20 protein-coding genes are annotated in these 17,819 nt (G+C 49.5%); 9 read left to right on the top strand and 11 right to left on the bottom strand.

Features of this window, described 5'->3' with window-relative positions:
* The 4 genes from HOK28_08030 to HOK28_08015 form a co-directional block, all read right to left on the bottom strand.
* The coding region (locus HOK28_08030; GenBank protein MBT6433022.1) for a hypothetical protein at nt 1-260 on the bottom strand (260 nt) is incomplete at its 3' end.
* Nucleotides 261-397: 137 nt separating this feature from the next.
* Entirely contained in the window at nt 398-853 is a 456-nt protein-coding gene (locus HOK28_08025; GenBank protein MBT6433021.1) for a DUF2059 domain-containing protein, read from the bottom strand.
* A 78-nt stretch (nt 854-931) separates the two neighbouring features.
* On the bottom strand, nt 932-3,214 hold the full coding sequence (locus HOK28_08020; GenBank protein MBT6433020.1) for a cyclic nucleotide-binding domain-containing protein: 2,283 nt from the start codon (nt 3,212-3,214) through the stop codon (nt 932-934).
* A 13-nt stretch (nt 3,215-3,227) separates the two neighbouring features.
* Entirely contained in the window at nt 3,228-4,139 is a 912-nt protein-coding gene (locus tag HOK28_08015; GenBank protein ID MBT6433019.1) for a GGDEF domain-containing protein, read from the bottom strand.
* Nucleotides 4,140-4,486: 347 nt separating this feature from the next.
* Here HOK28_08015 and HOK28_08010 point away from each other — a divergent pair, with 347 nt between their 5' ends.
* Together HOK28_08010 and HOK28_08005 are read left to right on the top strand one after the other, a co-directional pair.
* Complete coding sequence (locus HOK28_08010) at nt 4,487-4,660, top strand: hypothetical protein (protein MBT6433018.1); 174 nt, start codon at nt 4,487-4,489, stop codon at nt 4,658-4,660.
* Nucleotides 4,661-4,803: 143 nt separating this feature from the next.
* Complete coding sequence (locus HOK28_08005) at nt 4,804-5,541, top strand: pseudouridylate synthase (GenBank protein ID MBT6433017.1); 738 nt, start codon at nt 4,804-4,806, stop codon at nt 5,539-5,541.
* On the opposite strand, the gene HOK28_08000 is transcribed toward HOK28_08005, so the two are convergent.
* A complete protein-coding gene (locus tag HOK28_08000) occupies nt 5,506-5,784 on the bottom strand; it encodes a hypothetical protein (protein MBT6433016.1) in 279 nt (92 codons plus the stop codon). The genes HOK28_08005 and HOK28_08000 overlap by 36 nt on opposite strands.
* A 200-nt stretch (nt 5,785-5,984) precedes the next feature.
* On the opposite strand from HOK28_08000, the gene dctP reads away from it, so the two are divergent.
* Nucleotides 5,985-7,013, top strand: coding sequence for a TRAP transporter substrate-binding protein DctP (gene dctP / locus HOK28_07995; protein MBT6433015.1), 1,029 nt, complete (start codon nt 5,985-5,987; stop codon nt 7,011-7,013).
* Nucleotides 7,014-7,020: 7 nt separating this feature from the next.
* Entirely contained in the window at nt 7,021-7,389 is a 369-nt protein-coding gene (locus HOK28_07990) for a DUF2834 domain-containing protein (protein ID MBT6433014.1), read from the top strand.
* A 10-nt stretch (nt 7,390-7,399) separates the two neighbouring features.
* On the opposite strand, the gene HOK28_07985 is transcribed toward HOK28_07990, so the two are convergent.
* Nucleotides 7,400-7,594, bottom strand: a complete 195-nt coding sequence (locus tag HOK28_07985) for a hypothetical protein (protein ID MBT6433013.1) — start codon at nt 7,592-7,594, stop codon at nt 7,400-7,402.
* A gap of 397 nt (nt 7,595-7,991) precedes the next feature.
* On the opposite strand from HOK28_07985, the gene HOK28_07980 reads away from it, so the two are divergent.
* A complete protein-coding gene (locus HOK28_07980; protein MBT6433012.1) occupies nt 7,992-8,906 on the top strand; it encodes a GNAT family N-acetyltransferase in 915 nt (304 codons plus the stop codon).
* Here HOK28_07980 and HOK28_07975 read toward each other — a convergent pair.
* Entirely contained in the window at nt 8,872-9,117 is a 246-nt protein-coding gene (locus HOK28_07975; protein MBT6433011.1) for a hypothetical protein, read from the bottom strand. The genes HOK28_07980 and HOK28_07975 overlap by 35 nt on opposite strands.
* A 309-nt stretch (nt 9,118-9,426) precedes the next feature.
* On the opposite strand from HOK28_07975, the gene HOK28_07970 reads away from it, so the two are divergent.
* Nucleotides 9,427-9,957: a DNA-binding protein gene (locus HOK28_07970; GenBank protein MBT6433010.1), complete on the top strand. Its 531-nt coding sequence runs from the start codon at nt 9,427-9,429 to the stop codon at nt 9,955-9,957.
* Here the strand turns inward: HOK28_07970 and HOK28_07965 are convergent.
* Nucleotides 9,929-11,839 (bottom strand): hypothetical protein, encoded by a 1,911-nt coding sequence (locus HOK28_07965; GenBank protein ID MBT6433009.1) that lies wholly within the window; start codon nt 11,837-11,839, stop codon nt 9,929-9,931. The two genes, HOK28_07970 and HOK28_07965, sit on opposite strands and share 29 nt — an antisense overlap.
* Nucleotides 11,840-12,005: 166 nt before the next feature.
* Nucleotides 12,006-12,434, bottom strand: coding sequence for a hypothetical protein (locus HOK28_07960; GenBank protein MBT6433008.1), 429 nt, complete (start codon nt 12,432-12,434; stop codon nt 12,006-12,008).
* A gap of 178 nt (nt 12,435-12,612) precedes the next feature.
* On the opposite strand from HOK28_07960, the gene HOK28_07955 reads away from it, so the two are divergent.
* Complete coding sequence (locus HOK28_07955) at nt 12,613-12,861, top strand: hypothetical protein (protein ID MBT6433007.1); 249 nt, start codon at nt 12,613-12,615, stop codon at nt 12,859-12,861.
* A gap of 59 nt (nt 12,862-12,920) precedes the next feature.
* Here the strand turns inward: HOK28_07955 and HOK28_07950 are convergent, their stop codons facing one another.
* Nucleotides 12,921-13,289, bottom strand: coding sequence for a hypothetical protein (locus tag HOK28_07950; GenBank protein MBT6433006.1), 369 nt, complete (start codon nt 13,287-13,289; stop codon nt 12,921-12,923).
* A gap of 418 nt (nt 13,290-13,707) precedes the next feature.
* On the opposite strand from HOK28_07950, the gene HOK28_07945 reads away from it, so the two are divergent.
* Complete coding sequence (locus tag HOK28_07945) at nt 13,708-14,067, top strand: hypothetical protein (GenBank protein MBT6433005.1); 360 nt, start codon at nt 13,708-13,710, stop codon at nt 14,065-14,067.
* On the opposite strand, the gene HOK28_07940 is transcribed toward HOK28_07945, so the two are convergent.
* Nucleotides 14,064-15,797: an alanine:cation symporter family protein gene (locus HOK28_07940; protein ID MBT6433004.1), complete on the bottom strand. Its 1,734-nt coding sequence runs from the start codon at nt 15,795-15,797 to the stop codon at nt 14,064-14,066. The two genes, HOK28_07945 and HOK28_07940, sit on opposite strands and share 4 nt — an antisense overlap.
* A 160-nt stretch (nt 15,798-15,957) precedes the next feature.
* Here HOK28_07940 and HOK28_07935 point away from each other — a divergent pair, with 160 nt between their 5' ends.
* Entirely contained in the window at nt 15,958-17,295 is a 1,338-nt protein-coding gene (locus tag HOK28_07935) for a BamA/TamA family outer membrane protein (GenBank protein MBT6433003.1), read from the top strand.
* Nucleotides 17,296-17,819 lie beyond the last annotated feature (524 nt).

Below are 17,819 nucleotides of genomic sequence, written 5' to 3'. Positions count from 1 at the left end.
GTATCTTTCGTGCGGTTGGCTTGAAAAGAAGTGTGTCTCACGTAAAAGCATCGGTCTTCAGACGCATCGCGATCCATATAGCAAAGCGCACAGATTCTATTCTCACCGAGTGCATCCCATTGATGGTTCCAAAACCACATACGATTCTCTGTCTGTATTTCATTGTTCACGCAGGCTTGATGGGCTTGTTCTTTGCCGCAACCGGATAGAAGTGGCATCGCGAAAATGACTGCTACGAATAAGAGATGGGATGGTTTCATGGGGTCCTCCAGTTCAAAACTATAGCCTATGTTGTCATGTCTCTCGACCTAAGATCGAGGCAATCGACAGGTTCTAAGGAGATAGACGTGTGCTGAGGCAAATTTATTCCCGAGAAGGGGCTGTGTAGTCAAACTGACTACTTCTTGAGGCCCAAGGTTTTGAGAAGTTCGGGCAAATGCTTTTGGACCCGAGACTGCCCTATTTGAGCGCCTTTTTGCATCAGCGATGGAACCACGGTGATGGCTTTTTGTCCCGTTGGTGTTTTGTAAAAGGCTATCAGGTCTTGGAGCTCTTTTTCCGAAAATGCTTCAACATAGATTTGAATGAAGTCATCCTTCAGTGCAGCCCAACCCACATATTTTTTGAAAAACGCTTGAAGTGCCTCACGGTTTTGAGCTTTTGGAGGCAGTCTACCGAGCATGGCGTCGACCATATTGGTCGTCGACTGTTGCGTGAGCTTATCCATACTCATCATATTCAGAAGCTTCTCGGCCGCCTGGTAGCTCGGCGTTGTTTTGGTGTCTGCGGCAAAGGCTGTGGCGCTAGAGACGCTAACGAGAATCCAGAGGGCAAACGTTCGAGTAGGTGACATCGTGGGTTCCTTGGTTTGTTTCAAAGTTTGGTGATTGAATATGAAGGCAACCTGCTCTTGTGGCAAGAGCTTGAACGGCTAGCGGTTGAGCTTGTAGAGCGTCCGCTCCCCGGATACACCTTTGAGCTCAAAAGAGCCTGCTTCTGAAGCTTTGTCTTCGGGAAGGTAATCACAGACTTCACCAGACACATAGACTTCGCCAGGATCACAATGTCCTTCTATTCGAGAAGCCAAGTTAACCGTGGGACCGATGGCGGTGTAGTCGGAACGCATTTCGCTGCCAAAGTGCCCAACCACAACGGGTCCGTGGTGTATCCCGATACGCATTTGAAGTTCTGGGATTTCATCTTTGCTCCAGGCTTCATTGAGGTCGACCATAGCCTCTTGCATTCGCATGGCACAGTCTGTGGCCTTTTGAGCCTGGATTTCTGGGTCCATGGTATTGGGGGCACCGAAAATAACCATGATGGCATCACCAATGAATTTATCTACAGTTCCGCCGTGTTCAAAAATCACGTTGTTCATACAGTGTAGATACTCATTGAGAATACGCGCCATTTTGACGGAGCGCAGCTTGGATGTAAGCGCGGTGAATCCGACAAGATCTGAAAACAAAATAGTGGCCGAGATACTCTTCGGTTCAGTATCGATTTCGCCGCCTGAGCTGAGCACTTCTTCAATGAGCGGCGGTGGTAAAAAGCGCTGAAGCAACTTGCGCGCATAGTCTTGCTTAACTTGCTCATCCGCGTTTTCTTTACGTCTCTCTTCTAAGAGAGTTTTTACGGAACCTGTAACTTCTTGGTCATTGAAAGGTTTACCAAGGTAGGAATCAACTCCGATTTCTTTGCCTATCTGACGGCTGGCTTCATCCGTCTTCGTCGTAAGCATAATGAAACGGGTGTGGCTTAGGTTGGAAGTGGCTCGAATTTCTTTGATGAGGTCGGGTCCAGCGGTATGCTTGAGATCCCAATCGGTAATGATGAGGTCGGGTTTGATTTCTTGGGCTTTAAGTAACCCTTCACGACCATCTCCTGCGGAGTGAATGGTACAGCCTAATCGTTCAAGTGTTCGCCCAATTAAGGCTCGCATGGCCTCAACGCCATCGATAACCAGTACATCAAAGCCTTCATACTGTCCGTCGCTTTCATCATCCATATCGAAATCGAAGTCGTCGAATTCATCGAGGTCATCTTCTTCAGCCAGTATATCCGCGAGCATCCACTGTTTGGCTTCGAAGATGGAACCGGAGTCTGTTTGTGGCGTCGTTGTTTGTTGGCATTCGTAATAGAAGGTCGCGCCTTCACCCAGCAACGTGTCAACGCCAACGGTTCCGCCCATGCTTTTCGCGAGTTTTTGGACCAGAACCAATCCGATGCCAACGCCTTCGTTTTCACCATCCCCGCCTTCGTAGCTTGCACTGAAACGGTTGAAAATGGTGGGAAGATGCTCAGGAGCGATGCCTGGCCCATTGTCGCGGACAAAGCATCGAACTGCTCCATTCCACTCCAAAAGTCCAAGCTCGATATTCACATCCATGCGGGTGAACTTCAGAGCATTTGAAAGATAGTTAAAAACGATTTTTTCAAGGCTCTCTATATCTGCTTCGATGTAGATATCTTCGAGTGCCGTTTCGTCCCAGGGATCTCCATTGAATGTGAGTGCGAGATTCACTTGGCGATCAGCGCAGACATCTTTGAAGTAGTCCCCACAGTCACTCAAGAACTCGGTGAGATTCACCGGGCCTATAGAAAGAACTTTTTCTTCAGATGCTAGGAGCTGTAGGTCCCGAGTTTGAGTGATGATTCGTAAAAGTCGGTAAGCATTTTTGAGTGCTGTATCGAGATTCTTGGATTCGGGGTTGGAGATATGCTCCTCTTTAAGGGGGCCAATGATAGACGAGAGCGGTATTTGTAGCTCCCAAGCGACTGTCTTAATAAATTTGAGTCTTTGCTGCCCTGCTTCAGCCAGTTGTGCATTTGCACTCTGTAGCTCTTGGGAGACCGTCGCTTTTGTGTTGAGCGATGCTGCAAGTCTCTCAACAAGACTCTTAATAACTTTAACAGCAAGGAAGCCGTGGCGTCTGACCCGTCTTTGAAACGTGGGCCAATCCATCTCCATCAACTGTACATCTTCGAGAGCTCGAACGGTTGCAGTTCGGGGGGCCTCGGTGATGAGGCTTATCTCTCCGAAGAAGTCGCCTTTTTGGAGTGTTCCTAAAGCCTGGTCCTTACCGAGAAACTTTTTGGTAACCGTCACGCTTCCTTGGTGGATAATATACGCAGTGGTTCCAGGGTCGCCCTCTTTTAGGATAACCTCGCCAGCACTAAAGCTCTGGATGCGTTCTTCGGAATCTTCGCTCATATTTGCGGTGGCGTTATGCCTCTCCTAATTCCTCATGAACCAAGGTGTGTGGCCCCTGAGCGAAGGCTTTTTCGATTGCGATGGTACAGGCGGCAATGAGATCTTCAGAATGCACGCGTTTGTTTTGTGTAGGGCTGGCTGTAGCTGTTCCGAGGCACAGACTCACAGTTAGCGCTTTTCCATCATGTTCAAACGGTTGCTCTTTAACGGCCTTTAGAAGTTTTTGAAAAGCTAGCTGAGCGTTGTCTTCCGTAACCTCGGGAATAATCACTGCAAAGACTTCGTCCGTAAACCTCGCCACCACATCGTTTTGTCGCAAATAACTTTTCATGACAGAGGCGCAGCCTCGAAGGATGTGCTGTTGGCCTTCGGAGCCGTGTTCGGTTGTGATATTTTGGAGTTGGTGAATACGGACCAGTCCAACGGTAAGACAGCGTCCGTACCGTTCAGCACGGCCGATTTCGGCGCTCAAGCAACTGTCGAAGTGTCGGCGATTAAAAGCACCGGTGAGCGAATCGATGGTGGTGAGCTTGTAGAGCTCTTCATGAAAGCAAGCTTCGGTCGCGTTTCGAAAAGTAAACTGAAAAACAGCTGAACCAATTTTTACGAAATCTCCATCTCGTAATTCACTTTTGGCAATGGGTAACTCGTTGATGAGTGTTCCATTGGTGGACTTCAGGTCCTGAATGAATATGCGCTCTTTTCTTCGGACGAGACGGCAGTGTTTACGCGAAACACCCCTGTCGGGAACTACCACGTCATTTTCTGGGACGCGCCCAAGAATGATTTCATCTTTTTCAATAGGAAAAGTTTGACCGAGCAGTTTCCCGGCAAATGCTACAAGACAAGGCGCTGTTGAGCTGGCTTCTTCAACCTGATCGGAGATTGCCTCCATCATTTGGGTTTGTTCAAAATCATCAGCCACTTACAACTCCCCATACTGGCTAGAGATTATAATGAACTCTAACGGTAGCCCGAGTTAGGAACAACCTTAAACATGAAAATGTAATAAATTCAGAGGAGTAGACTAATGTTAAGGGGTTCTGCATCGAGTTAATGAGCACGGTGCTTATGCTTGGGTGAGACAGACAATTCTGTAATTTAGACCGAAGAGGATTAGCTTATGGATTTGTTGCTGTCTTCCAAGTCCCGACAGGCGTTATGAGTCGAGAACGTCGTAATATATACATTTAAGGTTGAGGTTGATTTGATGAGGCATTTCAGTTTTCAGGTCACCCAACGAATCCCGGTGCGCCAAGAGGTAGCTTTCAAATGAAAGCTGGGATGGACCCGTTTTCGGGAGCGCTGGTATTTAAGCCCACGAAGTGGCTGGCGAAGCCGGCGGGTTATCAAATGGTCGGGCTCAAAGGTAAAATGACTGGTAGCAATCTTATCTCGGGAACCGTGACCGGAGCACCAGGTTGCCCTGCTTCGTACCGACCATAGCCCAGCATCCCTGATACATTGTAACGATATTTCGAATCCAACATGTGCCGTACAGGTTCTTAAAAGCGGCAAAAGCCCAGCGTCGATTATCCACTGCGACTGAGGGTGACAAATGGCCATAGTCGTGATTTAGCCCCGCTTAGATGACTGAAGAGCACGAGGAACAGGCTTTTGATATTGAGGTTCTTCACCGCGACGAGGATATTGTTGTGGTGAATAAGCCCTCGGGCTTGCTGGTTCATCGAGGCTGGGACAACGACAAAGTGGTCGCCATGACCCTGGTTCGTGATTTGGTCGGTTGCCATGTATTCCCCGTTCATCGGCTGGATCGACCTACAAGCGGTGCATTGATTTTCGCCCTCCATAAAGATGCAGCTCGTGTTCTGTCGCAAAGCTTCGAAGCTGGAACTGTTCGAAAGGGATACTTGGCGTTGGTCCGCGGGATCACTCCGGATGACGGGTTGATTGATAACCCTGTCCCAAAGAAGCCGAAAGGTCCGAGGGTTGATGCGGTCACCCGCTACAGGAGAATCTTTACCTTCGAAAGGTATTCACTGGTCGAAGCGTGGCCGCAAACCGGGCGATTACATCAAATACGCAGGCACCTAAAGCACATTACTCACCCGTTGATTGGTGACGTTAACTACGGCAAAGGCGACCAGAATCGGCTTTTTCGTGAGCGCTTTAGTTTGAACCGCTTGGCTCTGCATGCGGCATGCATCTCTTTTAATCATCCGGTTAGCGATGTGCTCGTGGAGATTCAAGCTCCTATGCCAGTGGATATGGCTGGCCCCTTGACGCAAATGGGGGTTCCCAATGAACTTCTGAGCCTGGCATCGACTGGGTCAGGGAGTCTTGAGCCTTTTGTAGCCGGCGGGTAAGATTTTCCCATGGTGCTGCGGCAATGTGTCTTCCGGCTGACAGGCCATCACGTCCACAAAATGGCCTTTTGGTTTTCCGGCCTCAAGCGCTTCGCGTAGCTCAAGCCATTCTGCTTCCTTGAGAACCGATAAATCGCGGTATCCTCGTCGAAGGCGCGGCGTTCGAACCCCGGTCTTCGTCACCTTGCGCCGGAGGATGACTGGACGCGTGAAAGTAGCTGGCTTTGGTGTGGGTTGGCTCATTCTACTTCCAATTGTGCCACAGCTTCAGGTGTCTGCACGTCAAATCATAGGTGAAGGTAAGATAATGTCGGTAGGATTGTTGATAGACGGTACTGGTACTATCCCTGGAATTTTGATTTTATAAAGATGCCTAAGCCAGTTTGGGGCTGGTTTCATTCGTACGGTAAGTGAGCATTTATCTCTCAGAGGAAATTGTCCCGATGAATCGAATTCGAACCTCTTCACCTCTCGTCTTTCTTAGCCTTGTTTCCTTGGTTATGGCGTTTGCTTCTTTCGCGAGCGCTGCTGATAAAATCAAGCTAAAGGTATGTACGGTCGCACCACCAGGCACACCATGGGAGCAGCAAACCAAGGGCATTAAGAAACACATTCGAAAAGACTCGGGTGGTGTTATCAAAATGAAAGTTTATTGGGGCGGAGCCAAGGGTGGCGAACAGGAATGTCTCAAAAAGGTTATTAAGTCTGACCTACACATGTACGGCGGCACGCTTTCAGCCATGAACTTTCATATCCCCGAGTTCGAAGTTTTCGACCTTCCCTTTCTCTGGGACTCTACCGAGCAAGTGGATTACGTTCTGGATAATCACGCTACACCGCTGGTACGCGAGATCATGGCCAAGGGTGACTTGGTATTTTATCAATGGGCAGAAAACGGATGGCAGAGCGTTGGAAACAGCGGCAAGTTCACAAAGAGTCCTGCTGATTTTGCAGGAATCCCGATTCGGGTTCAGCCATCGGTCATTCACCCCCTTACCTGGAAAGTCATTGGTGCCACGCCAGTGCCCTTAGATATTCCGGATGTGGTTGATGCTTTGAGGACGAAGAAAGTGACAGCCTTCGGGCAGACACCCCTTTACACTTTTGCCGCCAACTGGCAGCCACACATCACGCACTATACGCTCACGCAGCACGTTTATCAGCCGGCGACGATTATCTACAGTAAGAAGTTCTTCGATACACTCACTCCCGATTTGCAGAAGGCCTGCTTGGCTCATGCTCAGAAAGATGCCGAGGAAGGTCGTGCAGGTGTGCGCCAGCTTGAAGGCCAGCTCATCGAAAACTTCAAGAGCTACGGAATCAAAGTCTACGCCCTAACAAAAGCGGAGAGAAAGGTGTTTCAGAAAAAGGGCAAAGAGGTTCGTAAGCAATTTGAGTCTCAAGCCTCTCCATCGGCGAAGCAGCTCTTAAAAGTCATTGATAAAGGCCAGGCTGCATTCAATAAAAAGTAGGTTTTTCGTGAGCCAAGCATCTCGCATCCGCCAGTTGATATACGCAGCCTTGATCCTCGTGGGATTTGTGGGCACTCAATATTATCTAATTCAGTTTGTTGAGCAGACCAGCGGTGAATTTACGATAGCGAATTTGATTGCTTTCGATTGGGCAAGATTTATGGCCGATGGTTATGCCAACCCAGCAGCCAGTTTTATTTCGGTTGATGTTGCCATTGGGTTAGCAGGGTTTATTGTTTTTTGTGTGGCCGAATGCTCGCGCATCAAAATGAAGATGGGCTTGGTTTGTATTCCCGTTGCTCTTTTCGTGGCTTACGCGGTGGCGTGGCCGCTTTTCTTGCTGATGCGCGAACGGCATCTTGAGGCTCCAGAGTGAGCCGAGTCCCCTAGCCTTTAACCGCTAAGAGAACGACTCCAAGTTCAGCTTCGACTGCTTGGATTTTTTTAAGCGCCTCCTGCTCGGGATTCGACATCTTTACCTCATTAAAAGATATCGCCAAGAGCGTCTGCCCTACCTCTTTTTCGAGGTTTTGAATTCGAGTCAATTGCTCCGGCTTCAAGCTGCTGATGCTGCAAATCATTGTGTACTCCTCTTCAGGTAAACATGGCTGTTTCAATGTTAGGCAGGAACTGGCGTGATTTCTATGTGAGTAAAGGTATGTATCAATCGATGGCCAGGCCGATTGCGTAGGTGTGGCCGACTGGCTGGAAACTAGGAAAATGAACTCGGGGTGGACGCCGCACCGAGGCAGGAAATGCCTATTTGGATCAAAAGAACAAAATTTTTGAGAAGATGAACAATTTTATGCCAGCTTGTGATCTGGGTCACATCTATAAAAATCTGCCTCCCATACCTTGAAGATAGCCTTCCCCGGTTATTGAAAATTTTGTCTGAAGAGGAATGCCAAACGGCGTTCTACATGCGTTAATCCAAGAGCCTGACGCATTGTGTTACGTAACCTCTTTGAGGAGCTAAGTATGAGTTCGATGCACGAGATAAAGTCTTTGGGATTAAGAAGTGACCTGATGATTGCGTCACACAAGAGCGTTATCGAGGACTGCAGAGATTATATCTTAGTCAAATCGGCACATAATCCAGATGATTGCTGGGGCAATTTTCTTCTCTTTAAACACCCCCCGGCCATGCTTGATGCTCAGCTTTGTAATGCGCGCAGCTGGGAATACTTCTTCCATCGTGAGTTTGCAGATCAGCCAAACGTAGGACACGTGGCATTTACGTGGGATAGCCCAGAGGGAATCCCGGGTGATTCCGAGGAATTTTTAGCGCTCGGTTTTCACTTGAATGAGTCACGGGTTTTTACAGCTTCCGAAATTTACCCGCCGGTTTATGGAAACCAGGAAATCCGCATCAGCGAGATAAACAGAGTTGATCAGTGGCGCTCTGTCCTTGATTTACTCATGCTCGTCCGTGACCCAATTCATGACGAGAAAGCATACCGAAGATACCTCGAACGAAAAGTAGAACATTACCGTGCCTTGGCCATGAAAAAGGCTGGCGCATGGTTTGGAGCTTTTGTTGGGGAGCACCTTGTCGGAACTCTCGGCATGTTTACTGGTGAAGGATTGGGACGTTTTCAACATGTGGTCACTCACCCTGCGTACCGTCGAAGGGGGGTGTGTAGCACACTGATGTATGAGATTGGTTCATTGGCCTTGACGCTCGATGATGTTGACCAGCTTGTAGTTGTTGCGCCGGCTCACGATGATGCTCGGCGAATCTATCACTCACTTGGATTCAAGCATTCTGAAACGCTTTTCTCTCTAGAGAAATCGAGTTCAATAACAGACGACGATATGAGTATCACCCAGAGGATGTCTACGGCTCAGACAGCGCCCATTACTCAAGTAACGCCGACGTTCTCTTCCATTTGATAGGCCGATTACCGAGATGTCTATCGTTGGTAACGAAGCCAGCATCTTGAGCCGTATTCAGGTCTCTTAAAATCGTTCGCTCTGTGGCGATGATATCGTGATTCTCAAACAAGCGCCGTACAATATCTTGTATTGTCATTCCTCTATTGGGCCCCGCTGAATAGACTATCTTAACCGCTAAGAGTCCTCTTAGTAATCTGGCATCGCGCATGGTGCATTCGTTCCTTAGAAGTTCAAGCCTATAGCCTTATCCGTCAGGAACAAGACTTCTATCGTCATTGAAGTATTCAGACGCTGATAAAATAATGAGTTTGTACGCTTTGATGGAATATTGAACCTCTTATGTAAGTTCATATTAAGTTCTGTGTTGTCGGAGCCGGTACTTCTTCATCAATTAGCGCTGGAAGGATTACATCGCATTCGATTTACTAGAGGTTCGACCACAAATGCGCTTCAGACGTTATGTTTGAATTGTGGTTCGTGCGGTTGGTTACGCACTAATGAAATCACGGGGAAGAAAATGTCGGCACTAAAAAGAGGAAAACATAGAGCGGGTGCACCTATCGGGTGCAAGACAGTTACAACTTATGCTGGGTCGAAGACTGAGCTGGAGAGTTCCAGGGCGACTTCGAGGCAATCAGTTGGGCCCAATAAAACAAAATCTGTCAAACCAAGAACCGTATCGCGTCGTCAGCTCGAGCGAGAGAAAAGCAAGGCCAATAGAGAGGGTCACCCCAGCTTGGAGGTTATCGAGTATGATAGACCTTCTGTAAGGGAAGATTGCCGCATGAAAGCACGCCCTTGCCTGTTCGTATCATGCTCCCATCATCTCTATTTGGACGTGACAGAAAAAGGCTCGATTGTATTTAATTACCCCGATAAGGAGCCATGGGAGCTTGAGGAGACTTGCTCTCTGGATGTGGCCGAAAAGGAAGACGGGCAAACGCTTGACGAGATAGGTGGTCTTCTCAATTTGACACGCGAACGCGTAAGGCAAGTTGAGCGGTCTGCCCTGGACAAGCTTAAGGCAAGCGGTAAGGTTGAGCGCTGATCAAGTTATTGTAAAACTCACGCACCATCTGAATTTGTTCATCGGCGGGTACGTTCGGTACCGGTCCTTGAACGCCGCGTGGTCCCTCTTTTGAAGTATCGCTTAGGAATGACACGTGCATGTGATTGAAGTGCCAAATCCAGCTGCCGTGGTCGTTGGCCGTCACAATGACATTCTTGACCTTGGAACGCTCAGTGGTGGTGATGATTCCTTGTTCAACAAGGTTATCAAACTCTGCATCCAATAAGGCGTCTATCTTGGCTTCCACGCCAATCACGCGAATTCTACCGGTACTGGCAAGCTTAGCCATAAAGAGCGCGTTGCGAGGGATGTCAGCAATATGGGTATCCTCAGAGCCAGTCACGCACGTTCCGTAGTTTGAAGACGATGTGCTGGTGTCGACGCAGCCCCAGTCTGAGAGCGAGGCTTCACAGCAAACGTGACGGTAAGCCAGGTTGCCATGAAGGCCGTGGAATTCAGGGCGGATGTAATACGCGATATCAATGTTGGCGCCGCTGTAGTGCGTGCCGTTGGGGTGTCCTTCTGGCGTGGTTCCATCGGGCATACTGATATCACCCATGCCAAGAGGTGCTGTTCCCGGAAACGCGTTCTGTACGGCATTCACCGCATATCTAACGGCCATGATGAGTTCTCGACGTGCCCAGTTTCGTGACGACGGTGTTTGCACGGGGGCGCCAAAGTTCGACATGGAAAGAGCGTTGTCAAAATAGACCCCAGATCCGATATAAGTATCTGCAGCGTGGCCCACAGGGAACTGAAGCATTTTAGAGGAGTCGTGGTACCCGCTGCTTATCGCGGCGCAGTCCGATGCGGAGAATTCTGCGGTGCAGCTTGGACCATCTTGCCAATCAACCTGTCGGCTTACGAGTGTGTAGTTGTTTAGAGCACCGGCAGAGCCGGCAACCTGAAACCAGTGTGAGGCTGCTCCATTGGCGCCGACGATACCTTGCATTTCTACATTTAAAGGTCCTGGCGTATTTTCTGAGTGATAGAACGAAGAGATTATTTCTGTATTGGTGTGCGTGTCGCCCTGTGCGTCGTGCATGCTAAATACGAGGTTACCAGAGCCTTGGCTTGATTCTACACCAACCATGTAGAGCTTATTGGGCGTGGATGGTGTGAGTTTAAACCAATCTTTATCGCCTGTGCATATTTGCATTCCAGTGGTTGTGGAAGTCGGCAGATTCGCCGCGCCGCTTAGGGTTTCATTGGGTTCGAGAATAGTATCGTCGCACTCAAAATTCTCACAGGCTCCCTCAACGCATACCTGACCCGTTGGGCAATCGCCGGTTGGGTTTTCCGGGCTGCACGGACCACTTGTAGAGCCTCCTGAGCCAGAGCCTCCGCAATAATCTGAACAAGTTCCATCGCAGCTTGTGTTTGTATCGGGCACACAGGACCCGTCGTCATCACAGGTGCCTGCACATGTGTAACTGTCACAGTCTGGCCAGCAGATACCTGTATCCGCGCCTTCAAGCCCCCAGCACCTTGAACCTTCTGAGCAGCCCTGAGTGCTGCCTGCTTCAGCACAGGCTTCGCCAGCGCTTGTCATGCAAACCCCGGAGACACAAATTCCTGGGTTGGCATCGTTTCCTTCACAGTCGGTGCTGCAGTTACAAGCACTGCCTGGAGCCATCGTTGAGCCGCAGGACACGACGGTGAAATGGCAGGAGTCTTGGCAGCTTAATGTGCCACCGGAGTAGCCAAGGCTTGCGCAAGTCAGACCGTCTTGAAAAAGGTTACCGTCACATTGTTCTGATTCGTCCAATACGCCATTGCCGCAAAGCTCCTCGTCTCCGGCACTGCATGCCATGATGAAGAGAGTAAGAAGAAGTGCGAGAGGTGTGTGCCATTTTATCATTTTATGAAGTTCCGTCCCCGAAAGAGCTTGGTGCCCTGAATTCGAGAGCCTCACAACATACTCAGGGTGCTCTGTGCAAGCATTTAGGGCCCACTATCTGAGTTTAGGCACAAAAAAGCGGCCTCACATCCTAAGATATGAGACCGCTTAACTTCCTAGTGCTTAATTACTGAGCTGGTGCGGGAGCAGCAGCTGCGTCTGCAGCAGGCTTCTTGCAATCAGCGCAATCGGTGCCAGCAGCTTTAGCTTTAGCACAGCAGCTCTCTGCAGCAGGCTTCTTGCAGCCAGCACAGTCGGTACCCGCAGCTTTTGCTTGTGCGCAGCAGTCTTTTTTAGCGGGCTTCTTGCAGCCAGCACAGTCGGTACCCGCAGCTTTTGCTTGTGCGCAGCAGTCTTTTTTAGCGGGCTTCTTGCAGCCAGCGCAGTCGGTACCCGCAGCTTTTGCCTTGGCGCAGCAGCTGTCTGCTTCAGCAGCGGGTGCAGCTTCAGCGGTCGCTTCTGGTGCAGCGGCTGGTGCTTCGGTGGTTGCAGTTGAGGCGCAGCCAACAACGGTAAGAGCGAGAGCGAATAGTCCAAGTACGATAATGTTACGCATAGGTATCTCCTGATGGGCCGAGTTTGGTGTGTCAATCCCGGGCCGATGGGCGTTAATTTTGATGACATTTCTAGTCTTATTTCACCAGTTGCGCAAGTGTAAAATTATCAAGGACCCATGGGCTTGTTTCTTCGATGAAACCTTTTATAGTCGACTAGGTTTATGAAAAGGACGAGGCATGCATTATGACGAAGATGATGATGAATACTCAGATCTCGATTTAGACTTCGAGGACGCGGTTGAGCGCGGTTATGAGGACGATAAGGATTTTGACGACTCGCGCAATAAGCCGCTTTTCGGTAATGCATTTAAGTCTCGCTCGACCGGTGGCGGCGGTTCAGGATCTCCTGCCGGTTGTTTACTGATACTTGGTGTATTGGGTGCAAGTTTCACCTCCGCGGTTGGAGCTTGGTTTTTTGGCAGCTAGGCCCTATTTGACCAGGAATAATCATCGGCCATCCTGGGTTTGAACATGAGTGACCTGATTCAAAGTCCCTTACGAGGTGAGCTGGGCATCGGCTTAGTGTCTCCGCGACGAAGGTGCGGTGGATCCGAAAGGTTGCTTACCAGAGCTAGAAACGACTCATCGGAAAGCTCCATGACATCCTCATGGAAATTTGGGGCCGAGTTGAAGTTTAAGGTGAAAAATCCAGGTTCAAGAGATTCCTGAAAAACCTGGAGGTGTGCATTTGTTGGTTCTGGAGCCACGCTTTGGGAAACACATGCGTTCAGAAGCCGATCGATCGAGTCCATGGGCGTAGTTTGCTCCATGATTTGGTAGGTGATCTGTAGTCCTGTAGCCAGTGCCATTAAAAGCGATATGACCTGCTTGGTGGTCCAAGTGCGCTCCATCATCATTTATCTCCCGTGTGCGTGTGCCGTGCATGATGAAGAGTGCATGCTCCGTGCCAGCTCGATGTCACCGTAAAATAATAGTTTTTTTGACGAGTTTTGCTGATTTGTGTCTGTTTAGACACAGGACTGCTGTGTCTTTCGAGACACAATATTCTTTCGCTAACTGTATCTTGTGTTTGTCAGAATTGGCGCACCCTTTACGAAAGCCATTGCGGCAATGGAGCTACGTGGAGAGAAATCAAGATGACATCACGAGATTATAGAGCGTTACCTGCACTGATATTTGTTTGCGCTATGTTGTTGCTACTGGCTCAGCCGGCTCAGGCGGGCTTCTGAAATTGACCTTGAGGGTGGCCCCTAGCCTCTTGTGCTGGTTTCGGCTAAGACCGTTGACCATACCATCACGAGAGGGATCTTCATGAGTAAGGGTCGACAAAAGCATCAGCTATACCTTGATAGGCTTAACTTACTGGGCAAAGACCTCGCCCGCCGTGCGAAGAGCAAGTGTGAACTCTCTGAGGAAAGTGGTTCGCTGGTCACCTACGACTTAGAAGGGGCTGATTCCAGGCCGAGCTTGGACCATGTGCTTCTCGTCTCACCCACCGTCGAGCGATTTCTTGAGGGCGGCTCTTTTGAGCCGGAGAATCTTCATTATCTGGAGACTGTGGTGTGGAGCACGGAGCCCGCTATTCGGCGAGCAGCCATTAAGCTCTTGGAGCGAATCGAGGCACCTTGGGCTCAAGATGCCATCGATAATGCTCGTTCTATGGAAGGTTAAGCTTCGTACGGCTTGATTTCACCGCTGGCCAACTTACCTTCGTACTCATCTAGATCACTCTTCACATCACCGGCCAAGAAGTAGAGGCCGAGAATGTTCGGGAATGCCATTCCTAGAATCATTAAATCGCTGAGATCGAGTACGTTGGTTGCCGTAACGATAGAACCAAGGAATGTGAATACAAGAAATAGAATCTTGTAACCGAGTGATGCTTTATCGCCGAACATCCAGCACCAGCAACGCTCACCATAGTACGACCATGAAATCATGGTTGAGTATGCAAATAGTATCACAGCAATGGTTAGAAGCTTTGGAAACCATGAGATGTGTTCTGCCATGGCCGCTGATGTAAGAGCTGCTCCATTGTTGCCCTGAATCATATCTGCGTAGGCAGGGTTTTCATAAGCACCGGTCAACACGATAACCAGAGCCGTCATGGTGCAAACCACAACCGTATCAATGAAGGGTTCAAGCAAAGCGACGATGCCTTCACGAACTGGATATTCTGTTTTGGCAGCTGAGTGCGCAATAGCGGCTGAACCGATACCCGCTTCGTTTGAGAAAGCAGCGCGCTTGAACCCAACGACGAGGATACCGATGAACCCACCAAGTCCAGCATCAAAAGAGAGCGCACTTGAGAAGATTTTACCGAAGGCAGCAGGAACGAGACCTGTATTGGTTACGAGGATATAGAGGCAGGCAAGAACGTAAATCGTACACATGAGTGGAACGATTTTTTCCGCTGTTTTCGCGATGCTTTTGATGCCGCCAATAATGACGATACCAACCGCAATGGTCATAATGATTCCGTACATCCAGCGATTCTCACCGAGTATTGGGAGTGTCTCACCCACAACACCAAGGCTTTGATTCACTTGAAATGCGTTACCGCCGCCAAAAGAGGCGCCGACACAAAGAACTGCAAACATAACAGCGAGCACTTTGCCTAAGCCGGTTTGACCTTTTTCGGCCAAGCCCTTGGATAGGTAATACATCGCACCGCCCATGATTTGTCCGTCGGGACGAACTTCACGGTACTTCTGACCTAATGTACATTCGGTAAACTTAGAGGCCATGCCCAAGAGGCCGGCGACAATCATCCAAAATGTGGCGCCGGGTCCGCCTACTGCAACAGCAATAGCCACACCTGCTATATTACCAAGTCCGACGGTGGCGCTAAGTGCAGCACTTAAGGCTTGGAAGTGTGTGACTTCCCCTTCATCTTCAGGGTTGTCAAACTTGCCCCGAACGACGTCGATGGCGTGTCGAAACATCCGAAAGTTTACAAAGCTCATTCGAACGGTGAAAAAGAGTGCGCCGACTACGAGCCACGCGACAACAACAGGCAGAGACATGTTGGTGGGTGAGCTGTTATCCCAAAAGAGACAGTCCCAAAAAAAGACTGCTGCAATCCAGCCGACCAGCTTGCCAAAAAAGGCGTCTACGGAAGCTCCAAAACCTTCTGCCGTTTTTGCTTCTGCGGCAGTGGCAGCGATGGCAGGTGTTTCAACGACTTTGTCAGCGGCAGGTGCAGCAGCAGCATCTTCAGCGGCGGGTGCAACGGCAGCATCGTCAGCGGCGGGTGCAACGGCGGCATCTTCAGCGGCGGGTGCAACGGCGGCTTCTTCAGCGGCGGGTGCAGCAGCAGCTTTGTTAGCTGTATCTGCGGTGTCAGCAGCGCTCACTTTTTGTGCGGAAACTGTGGTGGCTAGATGAGCCACGAAAAGCATGATGGCGAAGAGTTTCAGATTTGCCGGCACTCTTATCTCCTTGATTTTAGGGACCTTTGGACGGCGGAGCCTTACCACCTAATTCTTAAGGATGCAATTGCAACGCGACTATTCACAATGCCGACTTGACTGGGTCTTCGTAATCACAAAACATAATTTCATGAGTAAAATTATCGGCTTATTGGCTTGCTTAACTGTGCTTACTTTTTCATTTGGCGCCAGTGGGGCCAAGCTTTCACCAGAAGATCTGGAGAAGAAAAAGGAAGGTTGGTACCCGACGGGGCTTCCTTTGATTAACTTCACGACGGACGCGGGCCTGGGTTATGGTCTGCGGTTGTATGGTTACAACAACGGTCTTCCCGACGATCCTCACTATGATGAGTCGCCTTACTTTATGCGTCTCTACGGTCAGTTCTTTCAGACCACCGGTGGTCAATCGTATCATAGAGTTGATCTCGATATGCCCTACCTCATTGGTAGCGAATACAGGCTCAAGGCGGTTCTTGAATATGTTGCGGTTTTGAACGCGAACTATTTCGGTGACACGGCAGCAGATGCAGACCGGGGCTTGGGAGTCGGTGGCACATACTTTAATGACTGGGGTTCGTACCTGGACTACGTGACGCCGGGCAGCTCCGAAGTGAGCACTGCTGCTACGAGCCTACGTATGTTCAATAATTATCAGCGTAGAAAATTTTACGGATTGCTCAAGGTGAGCCGCCCTTTCTTTGATCTCATTGAAGTTGAGGCAGGGTTGGAGTTTGGTTACGTGGCCATCACTGATTGGCACGACAAGACGGGTACCTATGGCGATGTAGAAGAAACTTTCGCCGAAACACGCCTAACGCTTGCCGCACAGTCAGATGATTTTATTGGGTATGACGGTGGTTGGGTTAATGTTTTACATTTCGGCTTACGAATCGATGAACGCGATTTCGAGCCCAACCCCAAGACTGGCTATCTGGCCGAATATAATCTCGATATCAGTGGGAAATTCTTAGGTTCGAACTATGATTTCGTACGGCAAACTTTTAGCGTGCGCGGCTTCCATACTTTTTGGGACAGGCTGACCTTGGCTGGCCGTTTGGCCATGACTTATGCATCTGGGGACGTGCCTTTTTTCGAGCTGGGGAAAATGAATTTCACCAACGGTACAGCCACGGCCATGGGTGGCTCACGGACAAACCGCGGCTATTTGGAAGAAAGATTCTTGGCCCGCGGTTATACGCTCGCGCAGTTTGATGTTCGATACTTTGTAGGCGAAGTTGTTGTTTGGGGGCAGCGGTTTGGCTTACAGCCCTTTGCTTTTATTGATGTAGGGAACGTCTACGACACCTTTGGTGATATTTTCGCTAAACCTCGATTTGGGGAATACCGCCCCTCTTATGGTGGTGGCTTTGTGGTTCCTTGGAACCTCACAACGATTGTGCACTGCTTTGCTGGATTCAGTTCTGAGGGCATAATGACCTTAAGCATGAACTTTGAACACGCATTCTAGAAAGCCTGAAGTTCGCCACCAAGCAGCGCTGCTTGGCGGCGAACCCCGTGGCTGCTGGCCGCGTAACTCTTGAGCCACTTTAGAACATAATGGCAATTTGAAGCCGGGAACCAAAAGCCGCTTTATGCCATCGACCAAATGGCTAAAACGCGGTTCTAAAATAAAAGCACTCTCAAGCGGGCATTGCTTTCAAGTTCTTCGTACCTGCTCACGGACCATTCTGTTTACGGCCAACATCAGTGATGTTGCAGCCCTATTAGGTTCGCCAGCTGGGCGTGGTTTATGACACGGGTTTTTCTACTACGAATGATTTTTTTGCCATTGGGCGTGTAGGAGTTCGTATACCTGAAGGTCCACATCGACTCCATTGAGTCGCTCGGCTTGCTTGGCGATGCTTGTTTTCCTGAAGCCCAGGCGCTCTGGTACAGCACAGCTTCTTATATTGGTTGGCTGAGCTCGGATTATTATTTTCTTCAACCCAAGTTTCGTAAATCCTAATTTGAGAAGGGCTTCAGTGGATCGTG

This window comes from Deltaproteobacteria bacterium (genome assembly GCA_018668695.1).
In the GTDB taxonomy this organism is placed as follows: domain Bacteria; phylum Myxococcota; class XYA12-FULL-58-9; order XYA12-FULL-58-9; family JABJBS01; genus JABJBS01.
Note: the sequence above shows the minus strand (reverse complement) of the source record. Positions and strands in the feature narration are given on the sequence as shown.

Excerpts from the sequence above, each read along its gene's own strand:
- HOK28_08025 (MBT6433021.1), bottom strand. The coding sequence starts at position 853 with ATGTCACCTACTCGAACGTTTGCCCTCTGGATTCTCGTTAGCGTCTCT.
- HOK28_08020 (MBT6433020.1), bottom strand. The coding sequence starts at position 3,214 with ATGAGCGAAGATTCCGAAGAACGCATCCAGAGCTTTAGTGCTGGCGAG.
- HOK28_08010 (MBT6433018.1), top strand. The coding sequence starts at position 4,487 with ATGAAAGCTGGGATGGACCCGTTTTCGGGAGCGCTGGTATTTAAGCCC.
- HOK28_08005 (MBT6433017.1), top strand. The coding sequence starts at position 4,804 with ATGACTGAAGAGCACGAGGAACAGGCTTTTGATATTGAGGTTCTTCAC.
- HOK28_08000 (MBT6433016.1), bottom strand. The coding sequence starts at position 5,784 with ATGAGCCAACCCACACCAAAGCCAGCTACTTTCACGCGTCCAGTCATC.
- dctP (MBT6433015.1), top strand. The coding sequence starts at position 5,985 with ATGAATCGAATTCGAACCTCTTCACCTCTCGTCTTTCTTAGCCTTGTT.
- HOK28_07985 (MBT6433013.1), bottom strand. The coding sequence starts at position 7,594 with ATGATTTGCAGCATCAGCAGCTTGAAGCCGGAGCAATTGACTCGAATT.
- HOK28_07980 (MBT6433012.1), top strand. The coding sequence starts at position 7,992 with ATGAGTTCGATGCACGAGATAAAGTCTTTGGGATTAAGAAGTGACCTG.
- HOK28_07975 (MBT6433011.1), bottom strand. The coding sequence starts at position 9,117 with ATGCGCGATGCCAGATTACTAAGAGGACTCTTAGCGGTTAAGATAGTC.
- HOK28_07970 (MBT6433010.1), top strand. The coding sequence starts at position 9,427 with ATGTCGGCACTAAAAAGAGGAAAACATAGAGCGGGTGCACCTATCGGG.
- HOK28_07965 (MBT6433009.1), bottom strand. The coding sequence starts at position 11,839 with ATGATAAAATGGCACACACCTCTCGCACTTCTTCTTACTCTCTTCATC.
- HOK28_07960 (MBT6433008.1), bottom strand. The coding sequence starts at position 12,434 with ATGCGTAACATTATCGTACTTGGACTATTCGCTCTCGCTCTTACCGTT.
- HOK28_07955 (MBT6433007.1), top strand. The coding sequence starts at position 12,613 with ATGCATTATGACGAAGATGATGATGAATACTCAGATCTCGATTTAGAC.
- HOK28_07950 (MBT6433006.1), bottom strand. The coding sequence starts at position 13,289 with ATGATGGAGCGCACTTGGACCACCAAGCAGGTCATATCGCTTTTAATG.
- HOK28_07945 (MBT6433005.1), top strand. The coding sequence starts at position 13,708 with ATGAGTAAGGGTCGACAAAAGCATCAGCTATACCTTGATAGGCTTAAC.
- HOK28_07940 (MBT6433004.1), bottom strand. The coding sequence starts at position 15,797 with ATGCTTTTCGTGGCTCATCTAGCCACCACAGTTTCCGCACAAAAAGTG.
- HOK28_07935 (MBT6433003.1), top strand. The coding sequence starts at position 15,958 with ATGAGTAAAATTATCGGCTTATTGGCTTGCTTAACTGTGCTTACTTTT.